Annotated in this window: 11 protein-coding genes and 1 riboswitch; of the genes, 8 read left to right on the top strand and 3 right to left on the bottom strand. The window is 74.1% G+C overall.

Features of this window, described 5'->3' with window-relative positions:
• Positions 1 to 72: 72 nt before the first annotated feature.
• Positions 73 to 567 (top strand): helix-turn-helix domain-containing protein, encoded by a 495-nt coding sequence (locus QQM67_RS08210; protein WP_399065740.1) that lies wholly within the window; start codon positions 73 to 75, stop codon positions 565 to 567.
• A 48-nt stretch (positions 568 to 615) separates the two neighbouring features.
• Here the strand turns inward: QQM67_RS08210 and QQM67_RS08205 are convergent, their stop codons facing one another.
• The 3 genes from QQM67_RS08205 to QQM67_RS08195 all read right to left on the bottom strand — a co-directional run bounded on the left by QQM67_RS08205 (position 616) and on the right by QQM67_RS08195 (position 4,317).
• Positions 616 to 2,055: a hypothetical protein gene (locus QQM67_RS08205; RefSeq protein ID WP_314172929.1), complete on the bottom strand. Its 1,440-nt coding sequence runs from the start codon at positions 2,053 to 2,055 to the stop codon at positions 616 to 618.
• 228 nt (positions 2,056 to 2,283) lie between these two features.
• On the bottom strand, positions 2,284 to 3,540 hold the full coding sequence (locus QQM67_RS08200) for an alpha/beta hydrolase (RefSeq protein WP_314172928.1): 1,257 nt from the start codon (positions 3,538 to 3,540) through the stop codon (positions 2,284 to 2,286).
• A 93-nt stretch (positions 3,541 to 3,633) separates the two neighbouring features.
• Positions 3,634 to 4,317 carry a class II aldolase/adducin family protein gene (locus QQM67_RS08195; RefSeq protein ID WP_314172927.1) on the bottom strand — a complete coding sequence of 228 codons (684 nt, stop codon included), beginning with the start codon at positions 4,315 to 4,317 and terminating at the stop codon, positions 3,634 to 3,636.
• Between the two features lie 219 nt (positions 4,318 to 4,536).
• On the opposite strand from QQM67_RS08195, the gene QQM67_RS08190 reads away from it, so the two are divergent.
• The 7 genes from QQM67_RS08190 (at position 4,537) to cobO (ending at position 15,933) form a co-directional block, all read left to right on the top strand.
• Positions 4,537 to 5,862: an inorganic phosphate transporter gene (locus tag QQM67_RS08190; RefSeq protein WP_314172926.1), complete on the top strand. Its 1,326-nt coding sequence runs from the start codon at positions 4,537 to 4,539 to the stop codon at positions 5,860 to 5,862.
• A gap of 73 nt (positions 5,863 to 5,935) precedes the next feature.
• A complete protein-coding gene (locus QQM67_RS08185) occupies positions 5,936 to 6,178 on the top strand; it encodes a hypothetical protein (RefSeq protein WP_314172925.1) in 243 nt (80 codons plus the stop codon).
• A 157-nt stretch (positions 6,179 to 6,335) separates the two neighbouring features.
• Positions 6,336 to 6,526: riboswitch (cobalamin riboswitch) on the top strand.
• Between the two features lie 184 nt (positions 6,527 to 6,710).
• Positions 6,711 to 7,673 carry a cobalamin biosynthesis protein gene (locus QQM67_RS08180; RefSeq protein WP_314172924.1) on the top strand — a complete coding sequence of 321 codons (963 nt, stop codon included), beginning with the start codon at positions 6,711 to 6,713 and terminating at the stop codon, positions 7,671 to 7,673.
• Positions 7,670 to 9,289, top strand: coding sequence for a cobyric acid synthase (locus QQM67_RS08175; RefSeq protein WP_314172923.1), 1,620 nt, complete (start codon positions 7,670 to 7,672; stop codon positions 9,287 to 9,289). The genes QQM67_RS08180 and QQM67_RS08175 overlap by 4 nt, the downstream gene beginning before the upstream one ends.
• Complete coding sequence (gene cobN, locus QQM67_RS08170) at positions 9,289 to 12,948, top strand: cobaltochelatase subunit CobN (protein ID WP_314172922.1); 3,660 nt, start codon at positions 9,289 to 9,291, stop codon at positions 12,946 to 12,948. Before QQM67_RS08175 ends, cobN begins: the two co-directional genes overlap by 1 nt.
• 103 nt (positions 12,949 to 13,051) lie before the next feature.
• Complete coding sequence (locus QQM67_RS08165; RefSeq protein ID WP_314172921.1) at positions 13,052 to 15,334, top strand: putative cobaltochelatase; 2,283 nt, start codon at positions 13,052 to 13,054, stop codon at positions 15,332 to 15,334.
• Complete coding sequence (cobO, locus tag QQM67_RS08160) at positions 15,334 to 15,933, top strand: cob(I)yrinic acid a,c-diamide adenosyltransferase (protein ID WP_314172920.1); 600 nt, start codon at positions 15,334 to 15,336, stop codon at positions 15,931 to 15,933. Before QQM67_RS08165 ends, cobO begins: the two co-directional genes overlap by 1 nt.
• The last annotated feature ends 3 nt before the right edge of the window (positions 15,934 to 15,936 follow it).

Raw genomic sequence — 15,936 nt, 5'->3', positions numbered from 1 at the left:
TGCCGGCCCGTCCCGTCCGGCCGGCGGGCTCGGGAGTGGACGAGCCTGGAGCCGTCCCGGGAAGATGCACGCGTGCGACCCCACAGCCCGGCGCCGCCCGGGGAGAGCGTGCCCCCGCAGCGCCTGAACCGCCTCGCGCTGCTGCGGCGCGTCCGCGACCGGATCGACCGGGAGTACGCGCAGCCGCTGGACGTCGAGGCGCTCGCCCGCGGAGTGCACATGTCGGCCGGGCACCTCAGCCGCGAGTTCCGGCTCGCCTATGGCGAGTCCCCGTACAGCTACCTGATGACGCGGCGCATCGAGCGCGCGATGGCGCTGCTGCGCCGCGGCGACCTCAGCGTCACGGAGGTCTGCTTCGAGGTCGGCTGCTCGTCACTGGGCACCTTCAGCACGCGCTTCACGGAGCTGGTAGGCGTGCCGCCCAGCACGTACCGGCGCCAGGAGGCGGGCGCGACGGCGGGGATCCCGTCCTGCGTGGCGAAGCAGGTGACCAGGCCCGTCAGGAGCCGCGAGGCGCCGGGCACCGCCGGGGCGGCGAGGACGAGCGGCGCCGCATCGCGGAGCTGACGGCCAAGGCTCAGGCGGCGGCCGGGACCCGCGCGGCGACCGGGCGTCTCAGACGCCGCCCGTGTGCACCTGGAACGCCGCCCGGCGCACCGCCTTGGCGAGCGCGGGATCGGGGTGCGCCGCCGCGAGGGCCACCAGCACCTGCACGGTACGGGGATGGCCGACGGCCCTGACCTCCTCCAGCAGCTTGGGGACGGTGCCCTGCACGGCCGTCTCCAAGTGGTCGACGAGCAGCCGCTGTTCACCGTGGTCGGTGACGGCGGCCGCGGTGTCGATCCACAGCCACGTCGCCTCCTGGCGGCTGAGCACGCCGGGTGCGCCGCCCGCGAGGTCCTCAGGGTCCGCTCCGTCGAGTTCGGCGAGCCAGAGCAGTGCGTACGGGCGCAGGGTCGGCTCCGCCGCCGCCTCCCGTACGGCGGGCTCGGCCGGTGCGCCGACGACGCGCAGGGCTTCGAAGGCGAGGCCGCGGATGAGGGCGTCCTCGCCGCGGGCCGCCGCGAGGAGCTCGGTGATGGCGGAGCCGTTGGAGCGGGCGGCGAGCCAGGCGCGGTACTCGTCCCGGGCGGGGCCGGGCGTGAGGCGGGCGCAGCCGCGCAGCATGTCCTGGGCGGACTGCTCGATGTTCCCGGCGGGGCTCTGCGCCGCGACGCAGATCTGCTCCAGTTTCGTCCACACCGCCCAGTTGCCCAGCGGGGTGAGGACCGCCGAGCCCTCCCGCGGTGCGGCTCCCCAGGAGTCCGACGGCGCCGGGGGCACCCCCGCGTCCGCGCAGCGGGTCAGGGCTCCCACGGCGGCGAAGCCGTCGAGCGCCCAGTCGAGCAGACCCGGCAGCAGCACTTCCTCGGAGTGGTCCGCGGCGGTGCCGCCGCCCGTGTGCGAGGCGGCCTCGTCGGCGCCGTCCCGCTCGGCGCGCAGCTCGGCGACGCGCTGGGCGAGCAGATCGTGCAGCGCGGAGAAGGTGACGGGCCCGGCGGTCAGATGCATCACGGACAGCAACTGCGGCGCGGCCTCGACCACTTCGGCCACGAGGGCGGGGTCGGCGGGGGTCGGACCCGGATAGGCCAGGGACCAGGCGTCGAAGAGCGCCATCCAGCCACGCAGCACCGCGCTGTCGTCCCGCTCCCAGGCGCGCAGGCGCCACCCGGGCCGTGCCGTCTCGCCGTGCAGCTCGATGAGGCCGGCGAGGCGTGCGCGGTCCCATTGGGTGCGCACCTGCTCGACGGGCATCCGCAAGGCTGCCGCGGCCCGTTCGCGCTCCGGGCCGCTGCCGGGGAGCGCCTCGTTCCGCTCGGCCCAGCGCGCGAGCAGCACGGCGTCCGCGAGCGCGGCCCTGGCCTGGCGGGCGAGCTGTTCGCGCGGCGGCAGCCCCTCGGGCGGGGGCGGCGACGGGCGCGCGCGACGGGCGGTCACGGTGCGCCGGGCCGCGGCGATCGGCCGCGTGGGGACGAGGCGGAGCGGGTTGTCTCGCGGGGTACGGGACGGCGTCACAGGAGCAGTCTTCACGGTCCCCCGGGCAAACCCCAAACGGGGGCCCGGAATTGCGGAATCCGCTTCCCGGAGCCGGGCTGATTTCCACGCAGCGATGTGCATTTGTAGGGCGAAACCGGGCGGCCCGGATCGCGCGATGGCAGCGCTTTCACGGGGCCGATGTCTGCGCTTTCAACGGTCTCCGTCCGCTCCCCGCCCCGGCATCGGATCAGCGCTCCCGGCACGGCGTCAGATCAGCGGCGTCAGGAAGTGGCGCAGCCGCTCCTCGTATGCCTCGGGGTCGGCGTTCCACATCGCCGCGTGCGGGGCGCTGGGAATCGTGTGCAGCCGGACGAACTCGCCGCAGGCGGCGGCCAGTTCCCTCGACCGCTGCCACGAGGCGACGGTGTCGTCCGGCCCGTGCAGCAGCAGCGTCGGCACCTCCAGCGCCGCCGGGTCCACGACGTGCCGCAGCTTCTCCGGCTGTACGTGTGCGCGCCCCTGCGCCGCCCGCACGGCCAGGGGCAGCAGCGCACGCGGGGCGTTCCTGGAGGCCGCCAGCGCACGCACGGTGGCCCACCAGTCCAGTACGGGCGAATCGGCCACCACGCCCGCGATCCTTCCGGCGACGTCGCCGGCGGTGCCGGTGCGGCCGCCGCGGAGCTCCTCCGCCGCGCGGAGCGCCATGGAGGCGCCGGCCGACCAGCCGTGCAGGACGACCTGCGCCGCGCCGTTGCGCACCGCGTAGCCGATCGCCGCCTCGACGTCGCACCACTCGGTGCCGCCGAGGTGGCGCAGCCCGTCCGGCGGGGGCGGCGCCCCCGCGTCGCCGCGGTAGGCGAGGCCGAGCACCGGGAGCGAGAGCCCGGCGTAGAAGGGCAGCAGCGGGAGGGCCTGGGCGGGCGTGGCGCCCAGGCCGTGCAGGGTGACGACCCAGGTGTCCCGCTCCCCTGGCATGAACCACGCGGGCAGCGCCCCGAGTTCGCCCGGGACCTCGACGGCGGTACGGGCGGTGGCGCGGGTGCCGTGAGGTCCACGCGCGCCCTCGCCCCCGCCCTCGGCCCCGTCCTCCGGCCCCTCCACCGGCTCGGTCGCGTCGTCCCGCTCGTCCGCGCACACCTGCGGGGTGAACCACACCCTGGTGCCGGGCCGCAGCCCGCCCCGGACGGTCCGCTCCAGCCGCCGTACGACGGTGTCGGCGGGCGCCTTCGCGGGCTCGCCGTCCAGCACCGGGCCGACGACGGCATGGCAGTCGCGCCCCACGAGTCCGTACACGCCCGGAAGCTGCGCCGTGAGGGAGCGGGTGAGGGAGACATATCCGTCGCCGACGGCGTGCACGGTGAGCGGAGGCCCGCCGAACCCCGCCGGCAGCCGCCCCCGCCCCGCAGGTGATCCGGGGCGTGCGGGCCGCAGTGCCGCGTCGACGGCGTACCGTCCGGCGGCCACCGCCGCGGCACCGGCGACCGTCACTGAGGAGGCGGCCAGGGCCGCGGTGCGCAGACGCATCCCGTCAGTGTCCGTGACGCCTCGAGCGCCGGGCCAGTGGCCGGTGCCGCCCGGGTGAACCGCATCGCGGGCGGCGATCCGCGCGCCGGGGGCTCACTCCGGCGCGGGCCGCTGCCCGTATCCCTTCAACTTCTCCCCCACGCGGGCGAGTTCGTCGTCGGGGATGAGCGAGGGCGTACGGCCGGGCAGCGAGGAGGCCGCCAGCCAGACGTGGCACATCCACTCCAGCTGTGCCGTGCGGTCATACGCCTGGCCGAGGGCGTCGCCGTACGCGACCGTGCCGTGGTTCTGCAACAGACAGGCGCTGCGCCCGTCGAGGGCGGCGAGCATGTGCGCGGCGAGTTCGTCGCTGCCGTATGTGGCGTAGGGCGCGACGCGCACCGGGCCGCCGAGCTCCGCCGACATGTAGTGCACGGCGGGGAGTTCGGGCACGAGGGTGGAGACGGCGGTGGCGTGGACCGCGTGCGTGTGCACGACCGCACGGGCTCCGGTGTTCCGGTAGACCGCCAGATGCATGGGGAGTTCGCTGGTCGGGGAGAGGCTTCCCGCGATGCGCCGGCCGTCGAGGTCCACCGCGCACAGATCGCCGTCGCAAAGGCGGTCGTACGGGACGCCGCTGGGGGTCACCAGCACCGCGTCCCCCACCCGTACCGAGACGTTGCCCGAGGTGCCGACGACGAGCCCGTCGGCGGTGCTGCGGCGGGCGGTGTGCACCAACTCACGCCAGGCGACCAGCCATTCCGCGGATTCCGGGTCCCCGGCCGCAGTTTCCTCCACGTTTACCTCCACCTTCGTCGTCGGGGTGTGCGCACCCCCCTCCGAGCTGGATGAAGGCGGCGGAAGAGGGCGGAGAGAACGGTGGTGCGGGAGTGTGACCCCGCTCACAACAGACGCCGGGTAGTGACACTCGCAAGCCCGCCGCAGTTCATCTTCCGTTCACCCACCGTCCCTACGTTCAACGGGACATCAACCTTCGAGCTGATTGTGCCTGGGTGAATGGAACACATCACGCTTCTCATCGGGATCGTGATCGTCACGGCCTTGGTGTTCGACTTTACGAACGGCTTCCACGACACGGCCAACGCCATGGCCACAACCATCTCCACCGGGGCACTCAAGCCCAAGACAGCGGTGGCGATGTCGGCGGTCCTCAACCTCGTCGGGGCTTTCCTCTCGATCGAGGTCGCCAAGACCATCTCTTCGGGAATCATCGACGAAGGCTCCGGTATCCGGCCTGAAGTCATCTTCGCCGGACTGGTCGGAGCGATCATCTGGAATCTGCTGACCTGGCTCGCAGGGCTTCCCTCCAGCTCCTCGCACGCGCTGATGGGCGGTCTGCTCGGCGCAACCGTCGCCTCGGCGGGCATCGGTGCCGTCAACGGCGGCACCGTCGTGATGAAGGTGCTCATCCCCGCTCTCGCGGCGCCGCTCGTCGCGGGCGTCGCGGCGCTGGTCGCCACGCGGCTGACCTACCGGGCCGCGCGCAAGGCCGACGAGCAGCAGACCGCGAAGGGTTACCGCGCGGGGCAGATCACCTCCGCCGCTCTGGTCTCCCTCGCGCACGGCACGAACGACGCGCAGAAGACCATGGGCGTCATCACTCTCGCCCTGATCACCGGCGGCGTGATCGCGCCGCAGGCGGACCCGCCGACGTGGGTCATCGTCTCGGCCGGTCTGGCCATCGCCCTGGGTACGTATCTGGGCGGCTGGCGGATCATCCGCACCATGGGCAACGGCATCACCGACATCAAGCCCCCGCAGGGGTTCGCCGCGCAGACGTCCGCCGCGGTCACGATCCTCGCCTCGTCCCACATCGGGTTCTCCCTCTCCACCACGCACGTGTGCTCCGGGGCCGTCATGGGCTCCGGTGTCGGCCGCAAGGGCGGCATCGTGCGCTGGTCGACGGCGGGCCGCATGGTGGCGGGTTGGGGGCTGACGCTCCCGGCGGCGGCCCTCGTCTCCGCGGGCGCGGCGCTGCTCGCGCAGCAGGGCGACTGGGGCGTCAGCACCGTCGCGGCGCTCGCGCTGGCCGTGGGCGGCGGCATCTGGCTGCTCTCGCGCCGCCAGCCCGTCGACCACACCAACGTCAACGACGTGACGCTGCCCGGCACTTCGGGCTCCGAGCCCGCCGGTGTCGTCACCGCGGCGCTGCGTTCCGTCGCGCCGCCGCCCGCGGCGGCAGCGGCGCGCACCACGGCCGCCGGCAACGGCGGACCGGTGCCGGAGGCGGCGTCCGAGACGGTGTCCGAGACCACGCCGGAGACGGCATCGGAGCCGGCGTCCGAGCGACGGCGCCGGCAGGCGGCCTCTCCCCTCGGCTAGGCCGGTTCACGGGGTCCAAGGCCTCAGCAACCCAAGACCTCCCCAACTACTGAGCAGACAGGAAGCGAACGCTATGGACATCGACTGGGCAGCGCTCGGCGAGGTATTCGGCGTCAGCCTCGTGGCCACGGTCGCCCTGGTGGGCGTGTTCACGCTCGGCATCGTCGGCTCGTCAGCCGGCAAGGCGCAGGGTTCGGCGCCGGGTTCGCCGCGGGGCGGCGGCGCGACGGTGCTCGCGCGCACCGGCGCGTACACGTGCTTCGCGCTGTGCGCGGCGGCCGTCGCGTACGGCATCTACATCATCACGGCACCCTGAACGACGCGGCGCCGGCGGCCTGTTGACGGTCGCGCCGGAGAGCGGAAGGGGTACGGAGCGGCGCTCCGTACCCCTTTTCCCTGTGCCTGCGCCCCTCCCCGTGTGTCTGCTCACACTCTCCCGTCGCAGGTCAGCGGCGAGTTGACGCCCCTCCTGGTACGTGGTGGACTGCCGGAGTTGCCCAACGGCGGCAGGAGAGGAAGCCGGTGCGAATCCGGCGCGGTCCCGCCACTGTCACCGGGGAGCGCACCCCCAACCGAAGGTCACGGCCCATGCGTTCGAGGGCTGGAAGGCCGGGGGGCGCGGCGATCCGGGAGCCAGGAGACTCTCGCCGCCGGTACGTCGAACCAGGGCGAGGACCCTGAGTGAGGACTCCGTCATGCGTGGCTTGCCCGCCTCTCCCACAGCTGTGTCCGCTTCCGCCCTCGCGACCGCTCACGTCCCGGGCGACCGTCGCCTCCCGTACTCCCGCGGCCGGCGGCCACGGCCCGGCGCATCGCCCTCCCGAGGCACCACGACGGCTCGCTGACCGATGCGGGCCCAACGCGCCTACGTATCCGGCGCGGTCCTCGGTCACCTGGGCGATCTGCTGCTGGGCGACCCGCGTCGCGGGCATCCGGTGGCCGCCTTCGGCCGGGCCGCCGCCGCGGCCGAGCGCGCCCTATGGCGGGACGACCGCGGTGCGGGCGCGCTGCACACCGCGCTGTGCGTCGCGGGGTCCGTCACGCTCGTCACGGCGCTCTCGCGCGCGGCACGCGCCCTCGGCGGCGCCGCCGGCGCCACACTCTTCGACGCCGCGGTGACCTGGACGGTGCTGGGCGGCACGGGGCTGCGGCAGGAGGCGCTGGCCGTCGCCGCGGCCCTGGAGTCGGACGATGTCGAGGGCGCGCGGCGGCTGTTGCCGCATCTGTGCGGCCGCGACCCGCAGGCGCTGGACGCGGACGCGATCGCCCGGGCCGTCGTGGAGTCGGTGGCGGAGAACACCTCGGACGCGGTCGTCGGGGCACTGGTGTGGGGCGCGGTCGCCGGTGCGCAGGGCATGGCCGCGTTCCGCGCCGTCAACACCCTCGACGCGATGGTCGGTCACCGCTCCCCCCGCCATCTGCGCTTCGGCTGGGCCGCCGCCCGGCTGGACGACGCCGCGGGCTGGCCGGGCGCGCGCCTGACGGCGGTGCTCGCCGCGCTCGCCGGCCCGTCGCCGCGCGGTGCGCTGCGTGCCTGGCGCGCCGACTCCGCGCGCCATCCGAGCCCCAACGCGGGCCCCGTGGAAGCCGCGTTCGCGGGCGCGCTGGGCGTGCGGCTGGGCGGCACCCTCAGCTACGGCGGACGGACCGAGCACCGGCCGGTGCTCAACTCCCGTGGCCGCGCCGTGCGTACGGGCGACATCGCCGAAGCGGTGCGGCTCTCGCGGCGGGTGGGCGCGCTGGCGCTGCTGGCGACCTCGGCCGCGGGCGCACTCCGTGCGAGGCACCGTGCCGGAAGGGGGAGCACATGAGTCCGGACGGAACGCGCCGCGGCCACCACGCCGAGCCTGGTGGCCCGGCCCCGTCGGGCACCGGCGGCGGGCTGCTCGTGGCCGGCACGACCTCCGACGCGGGCAAGAGCGTGGTGACCGCCGGGATCTGCCGCTGGCTGGCACGCAAGGGCGTCCGGGTCGCGCCGTTCAAGGCGCAGAACATGTCGCTGAATTCGTACGTCACGCGGGACGGCGCCGAGATCGGCCGGGCGCAGGCCATGCAGGCCGCCGCCGCGCGCACCGAGCCGTCCGCGCTGATGAACCCTGTGCTGCTCAAGCCGGGCGGCGACAGCACCAGCCAAGTGGTGCTGCTGGGCAGGCCGGTCGGCGAGATGAGCGCCGATGGATACCACTCGGAGCGGCAGGAGCGGCTGCTGGGCACGGTCGCCGACTGCCTCGCGGAGCTGCGGCGCACGCACGACGCGGTGATCTGCGAGGGCGCGGGCAGCCCCGCCGAGATCAATCTGCGGCGCACCGACATCGTCAACATGGGGCTGGCCAGGGCCGCCCGGCTGCCCGTGATCGTCGTCGGCGACATCGACCGCGGCGGCGTCTTCGCCTCGTTCTTCGGTACGACGGCGCTGCTCGCGGAGCGCGACCAGGCCCTGCTCGCGGGCTACGTCGTCAACAAGTTCCGCGGGGACGTGACGCTGCTGGAGCCGGGTCTGGAGATGCTCCACGGCCTGACGGGGCGGCCCGTGCTGGGCGTTCTGCCCTTCCGGCACGGCCTGGGCATCGACGAGGAGGACGGGCTCCGCCTGTCCCTGCGCGACACCGTACGGGAGCAGGCGACGGCGTCCCCGTACGGAACGGACGTGCTGCGCATAGCGGTTGTGCCGCTGCCGCTGATGTCGAACTTCACCGACGTCGACGCCCTCGCCGCCGAGCCCGGCGTCGCCGTCCGCTTCACCGACCGTCCCGAGGAGCTCGCCGACGCCGATCTCGTGGTGCTGCCCGGCACCCGCGGCACGGTGCGGGCGCTGGCATGGCTGCGCGAGCGCGGACTCGCAAACGCGGTGCGCCGCCGCGCGGCCGAGGGCCGCCCCGTGCTGGGCGTCTGCGGCGGCTTCCAGATGCTGGGCGAGCGCATCGAGGACGAGGTCGAGTCGCGGGCGGGCTCCGTCGAGGGGCTGGGCCTGCTGCCGGTGCGGGTGGTCTTCGCACAGGGCAAGACCCTCGCACGTCCTTCCGGGCACGCCCTGGGCGAGCGCGCCGAGGGCTACGAGATCCACCACGGCGTCGCCGAAGTGCTGGGCGGCGAGGCCGTGTTCGGCGACGCGGACGGCAAGCCGCTGGACGGCTGCCGGTCCGGCGCCGTGTGGGGCACGCACTGGCACGGGTCGCTGGAGAGCGACGGCTTCCGGCGGGCCTTTCTGCGCCGGATCGCCGCGGACGCGGGCCGCGGCGGTTTCGTACCGGCGCCGGACACGGACTTCGCGGCGCTGCGCGAGGAGCAACTGGATCGCCTGGGCGATCTCATCGAAGAACACGCCGATACGGACGCCCTGTTGCGGCTGATCGAGTCGGGCCCGCCCGCCGGGCTGCCCTTCATCGCCCCGGGCGCGCCGGAGGCACAACACGCGGGAGCGTCCTGATGAGCACTGTTCTGCTGCTGTCCACCTCCGACACGGATCTGCTCGCGGCGCGCGCGTCCGGTGCCCCGTACCGGATCGCCAACCCCACGCGCGTCGACGCGGCGGAGGACCTGCCGGCTCTGCTGGACGGCGCGGACGTCGCGGTCGTACGGCTGCTCGGCGGCAAGCGGGCCTGGGAGGACGGGCTGGCCGCGCTGAGGGCGTCCGGGGTGCCGACCGTGCTGCTGGGCGGGGAGGCGGTGCCCGACGCGGAGCTGATGGCGGAGTCGAGCGTGCCGTCGGGGCTGGTCTCCGAGGCGCTGAGGTACCTCGTGGAGGGCGGCCCGGAGAACCTGACGCAGCTCGCGCGCTTCCTCTCCGACACGGTGCTGATGAGCGGCGAGGGCTTCGAACCGCCCGCCGCCATGCCGGAGTTCGGGGTGCACGGCGCATACGAAGGGCGGCCGCGGCGGCCGGACGCGCCGACGGTGGGCGTGCTCTTCTACCGCGCGCACGAACTCGCGGGCAACACGGCCTTCGTGGACGTGCTGTGCGAGGCGATCGAGGAGGCGGGCGCCAACGCGCTGCCGGTGTACTGCGGTTCGCTCAGAGACCCCGACTCCGCACTCTACGAACTGCTCTCTCGGGCCGACGCGCTGGTGACCACGGTGCTGGCGGCGGGAGGCACACGCGCCGGCGACGCCTCGGCCGGCGGCGACGACGAGACGTGGGACATCGGGGCGCTCGCGGAGCTCGACGTACCGCTGCTCCAGGGCATGTGCCTGACGAGCACGCGCGAGGCGTGGCTGGCCTCGGACGCCGCGCTCTCGCCGATGGACGCGGCGATGCAGGTGGCGATCCCGGAGTTCGACGGACGGCTGATCACCGTGCCGTTCTCCTTCAAGGAGGAGGGCCCGGACGGCGTGCCCGTGTACGCTGCCGATCCGGAGCGTGCCCGGCGCGTCGCCGGAATCGCCGTGCGCCACGCCGTACTTCGGCACAAGCCGAACGCGGAGAAGCGGCTCGCGCTGGTCTTCACGGCATACCCCACCAAGCACTCGCGGGTCGGCAACGCCGTCGGGCTCGACACCCCCGCCTCGGCGGTGGAGTTGCTGAACGCGCTGCGCGACGCCGGGTACGACGTCCACGGACACCCCGACGACGGCGACGAGTTGATCCACCGGCTGATCGCCGCGGGCGGCCACGACGTGGAGTGGCTGACGGAGGAGCAGCTGGCCGCCGCGCCCGCGCGCGTACCTCTGAAGGACTACCAGGAGTGGTTCTCGCGCCTGGACCCGGCGCTGCGCGAGGAGATGACAGGGACCTGGGGCGAGCCGCCCGGCGGGCTCTACGTCGACGGGGACGAAATCGTCCTGGCGTCCCTCCAGTTCGGCAACGTCGTCGTGCTCATCCAGCCGCCCCGCGGATTCGGCGAGAACCCGATCGCCATCTACCACGACCCCGACATGCCGCCCTCGCACCACTACCTGGCGGCCTACCGGTGGATCGAGCACACCTTCGGAGCCGACGCCGTCGTGCACATGGGCAAGCACGGAACGATGGAGTGGCTTCCGGGCAAGGGCCTCGGCCTGTCCGCGGCGTGCGCGCCGGACCCGGTCCTCGGCGAACTGCCGCTGGTCTACCCGTTCATCGTCAACGACCCCGGCGAGGGCACGCAGGCCAAGCGCCGCGGACACGCCACCGTCGTGGACCATCTGGTGCCTCCCATGGCGCGCGCCGACTCCTACGGCGACCTGGCGAAGCTGGAGCAACTCCTCGACGAGTACGCCCTGGTGAACGACCTGGACCCGGCCAAGGCCCCCGCCGTGCGCAGCCAGATCTGGACGCTCGTACGGGCCGCCGAGCTCCATCACGACCTGCACGTCGAAGAGCAGCCCGGCGAGGACGAGTTCGACGACTTCGTCCTGCACGTCGACGGCTGGCTCTGCGAGATCAAGGACGTCCAGATCCGCGACGGCCTGCACGTCCTCGGCGGCGGGCCCGTCGGCGAGGCGCGCGTCAACCTCGCGCTGGCGGTGCTGCGTTCGGCCCAGGTGTGGGGCGGTGTCTCGGGTGCCCTGCCGGGGCTGCGGGCTGCCCTCGCGAGCCATTTCGGCCTGTCGGAAGGGGAGTTGCTCGCGGAGCCGGGCACGCGGGCCGACGTCCCGGAGGCGCTGACGAAGCTCGTGGAGGGCCCGGCCCGTACCGCCTCCGACGCCGTGGACCTGCTGGAGCGGCTGGCGCGCACGCTCGTGGAGGAGATGGAGGCACGCGAGTGGGCCGCCGGGCAGGCCGGAGCCGTCGTCGCGGGCGTGCTCGGGACCGGACTGGACGATGCCGCAGCTGTGCTGGAGTTCGCCGCGGAGGAGGTCGTGCCGCGGCTCGCGCGGACGACGGACGAGATCGGCAACGTCCTCCACGCGCTCGACGGCGGCTACATCCCGGCGGGTCCCTCCGGCTCACCGACGCGCGGCCTGGTCAACGTGCTGCCGACGGGGCGGAACTTCTACTCCGTGGACCCCAAGGCCATTCCGTCCAGGCTCAGTTGGGACGTGGGAAGCGCCCTCGCCGACTCGCTGGTCCAGCGCCACCTCGACGACACGGGCGAGTATCCGCGGTCGGTCGGGCTCACCGTGTGGGGCACGTCCTGCATGCGCACCCAGGGCGACGACATCGCGGAGATCCTGGCGCTGCTGGGCTGCCGCCCGGTGTGGGACGACGCCTCACGCCGCGTCACGGGCTTCGAGGTGGTGCCCCCGGAGGAGCTGGGGAGGCCGCGCATCGATGTGACGGTGCGCATCTCCGGCTTCTTCCGCGACGCGTTCCCGCATGTGGTGGGGATGGTCGACGACGCCGTGCGGGCGGTCGCGGAGCTGGACGAGCCCGCCGACGTCAACTTCGTACGGGCGCACGCGGACGAGGACACCGAGGCGCACGGCGACCGGCGCCGCGCCACCTCCCGCATCTTCGGCTCCAAGCCCGGCGCGTACGGCGCCGGGCTGCTGCCGCTGATCGACGCCCGCAACTGGCGCTCCGACGCCGACCTCGCCGAGGTCTACGCGGTGTGGGGCGGCTACGCGTACGGGCGGGGCCTGGACGGGCGTCCCGCGCGCGGTGACATGGAGGCGGCGTTCCGGCGCATCCAGGTGGCCGCGAAAAACGTCGACACCCGCGAACACGACATCGCCGACGCCGACGACTACTTCCAGTACCACGGCGGCATGGTCGCCACGGTGCGCCATCTGACGGGCGAGTCGCCCGAGGCGTACGTCGGCGACTCCGCCGTCCCGGACCGCGTCAAGACCCGCACGCTCGGCGAGGAGACGCACCGCGTCTTCCGCGCCCGGGTGGTCAACCCGCGCTGGATGGCGGCCATGCGACGGCACGGCTACAAGGGCGCGTTCGAGATGGCGGCGACGGTGGACTACCTCTTCGGCTACGACGCGACGGCCGGCGTCGTCGACGACTGGATGTACGAGAAGCTCGCCGCCGAGTACGTCTTCGACCCGGAGAACCGGGAGTTCATGGAGCGCTCCAACCCGTGGGCGCTGCGCGGCATCGCCGAGCGGATGCTGGAGGCCGCCGAGCGCGGGCTGTGGGAGGAGCCGGACCCGGGGACGCTGGAGCAGCTGCGGGCCGCGTATCTGGAGCTGGAGGGCGACCTGGAGGACGACAGATGAGCGGCCCCGTCCCCGACTCCGCTGTCCCCGACTCTGCTGTCCCCGACTCCCGTTCCGCCGCCGACCGTTCGCACCGGGCTTCGCCCCGGGGAAGGAAGAGGGCATGAGCACCCCGTACCCGTTCACCGCACTCGTCGGAATGCGGGACATGCAGCTCGGGCTGCTGCTGAACTCGGTGAACCCCGCCATCGGCGGCGTCCTCATCCGCGGGGAGAAGGGCACCGCGAAGAGCACCGCCGTACGGGCGCTCGCGGCGCTGCTGCCGCGGGTGGACGTCGTGCCGGGGTGCCGCTTCTCCTGCGATCCGGCGGCACCGGACCCGGATTGCCCGGACGGGCCGCACGAGAGCGGAGCCGAGGTGGGGGCGCTTCCCGCGGGAGCAGGAGGAGCAGGCGGAGAGAGCCGTGCGGCACGCATGGTCGAGCTGCCGGTCGGCGCCTCCGAGGACCGTCTCGTGGGCGCGCTCGACATCGAACGGGCCCTCTCGGAGGGCGTGAAGGCGTTCGAGCCCGGTCTGCTCGCGGACGCGCACCGGGGCGTGCTCTACGTCGACGAGGTCAACCTGCTCCACGATCACCTCGTCGATCTGCTGCTGGACGCGGCAGCCATGGGCTCCTCGTACGTGGAACGCGAGGGCGTGTCGGTGCGCCACGCGGCGCGGTTCCTGCTCGTCGGCACGATGAACCCCGAAGAGGGCGAGCTGCGGCCGCAGTTGCTGGACCGGTTCGGTCTGACGGTGGAGGTGACGGCCTCACGGGAGACCGACGAGCGCGTGGACGTGGTGCGCCGCCGCCTCGCCTACGACGCCGACCCGGCGGCGTTCGCCGCCCGTTGGGCCGCCGACGAGGACGCCCTGCGTGAACGGATCGCCGCGGCACGGGAGTTGCTGCCTCACGTGCGGCTCGGCGACGCGGCGCTGCGGCAGATCGCGGCGACCTGCGCGGCGTTCGAGGTCGACGGGATGCGCGCGGACCTGGTGATGGCGCGCACCGCCACGGCACTGGCCGCGTGGGCGGGCCGCACGGATGTGGCCGCGGAGGACGTGCGGCAGGCGGCCCTGCTGGCGCTCCCGCACCGGCGCAGGCGGAACCCGTTCGACGCTCCGGGCCTGGACGAGGACAAGCTCGACGAGACGCTTCAGCAGAACGCGGGCCCGGACGACGGTGCCGGGAGCGACGGCCCGGACGGCGGCCCGGACGACGAGGACCCCGACCCGGACGGCCCCGGCGGCGGACAGCCCCCGCAGAGCGACCCGCCCGAGGAGAGCCCGCCCGGGCAGACGTCCCTGCCCGAGCAGCGTGCGGAGGACCGCGCGCAGGAGGAGCACACGCCCGCGACCGACGGCGGGGGCAGGAGCGAGGGCGAGAACAGAGCCGAGGACAGGGGCGAGGACGCGAACGGCACGGAGGGAGACTCCCCTTCGGGGCGGGCGCCCGAGAAGGCCCCCGCGTCCGCCGCCGAGCCGTTCCGCACCCGCACCCTCTCCGTGCCCGGCCTCGGCGAGGGCGCGGCCGGCAACCGCTCCCGCGCCCGTACCGCGTACGGCCGCACCACTGGTGCCCGCAAGCCGCGCGGCACGCTGGGCCGTCTGCATCTCGCGGCGACCGTGCAGGCGGCGGCGCCGCACCAGCGGGCCCGCGGCCGCGACGGCCGTGGGCTGCTGCTGCGCCGGGACGATCTGCGCGAGGTCGTACGCGAGGGACGCGAGGGCAACCTCGTCCTGTTCGTCGTGGACGCCTCGGGGTCGATGGCCGCACGGCAGCGGATGAGCGCCGTCAAGGGCGCCGTGCTGTCGCTGCTGCTCGACGCGTACCAGCGGCGCGACAAGGTCGGCATGGTCACCTTCCGCCGCTCGGAGGCGGAGGTGGCGCTGCCGCCCACCTCGTCCGTCGAAGCGGCCGCGGCGCGGCTGGAGTCGCTGCCCACCGGAGGGCGTACGCCGCTGGCGGCCGGGCTGCTCAAGGCGCGCGAGGTGCTGCGCGTGGAGCGGATGCGCGACCCGTCCCGGCGTCCGCTCGTGGTCACCGTCACCGACGGCCGGGCCACCGGCGGCGCCGAGCCGGTGGCGCGGGCGCAGCGTGCGGCGCGCCTGCTGGCAGCCGACGGCACGGCGTCGGTAGTGCTCGACTGCGAAGCCGGGCCGGTGCGGCTCGGGCTCGCGGGCGCGCTCGCGGCCGATCTGGGCGGCAGCGCGGTGACGTTGGAGGATCTGCGCGCCGAGGCGGTCACGGATCTCGTACGCCACGCCACCGCCACCACCGGCACCGGCGCCACCGGCACCCGAGCGGCGGGGGCGGCGGCACCCGCGCCGTCGCCGGGCTCCACGCGTTCCTCTCACGCCCAGGACACCCAGCACACCCAGCCGCAGACTCGGAGGGCCGCGTAGTGCCGAAGGGACAGCCCAGCTCCGTACCCGACGACGGACTCACCACGCGCCAGCGCCGCAACCGTCCCCTGCTCGCCGTCCACACCGGCGTCGGCAAGGGCAAGTCGACGGCGGCGTTCGGGCTCGCGCTGCGCGCCTGGAATCAGGGGTGGCCGATCGGGGTGTTCCAGTTCGTGAAGTCGGCCAAGTGGAAGGTCGGCGAGGAGCGCGCGCTGCGGGTGCTGGGGGCGAGCGGCCAGGGCGGCACCGTCGACTGGCACAAGATGGGCGAGGGCTGGTCCTGGATCCAGCGGGACGGCGAGATGAGCAGCGAGGAGGCGGCCCGCGAGGGCTGGGCGCAGGTCAAGCGGGACCTGGCCGCCCAGACCTACCGGCTGTACGTGCTCGACGAGTTCGCGTATCCGATGCACTGGGGCTGGGTCGACGTGGACGAGGTGGTGGAGGTGCTGCGGGAGCGGCCCGGCGTCCAGCACGTCGTCGTCACCGGCCGCAACGCGCCGGGGAAGCTGATCGACGCCGCCGATCTGGTCACCGAGATGTCCAAGGTGAAGCACCCCATGGACACGGGCCAGAAGGGCCAGCGGGGCATCGAGTGGTGAGTA

The organism is Streptomyces winkii (assembly GCF_032248595.1).
Classification (GTDB): Bacteria; Actinomycetota; Actinomycetes; order Streptomycetales; family Streptomycetaceae; genus Streptomyces; species Streptomyces winkii.
This window is presented reverse-complemented; position numbering and strand designations above follow the sequence as displayed.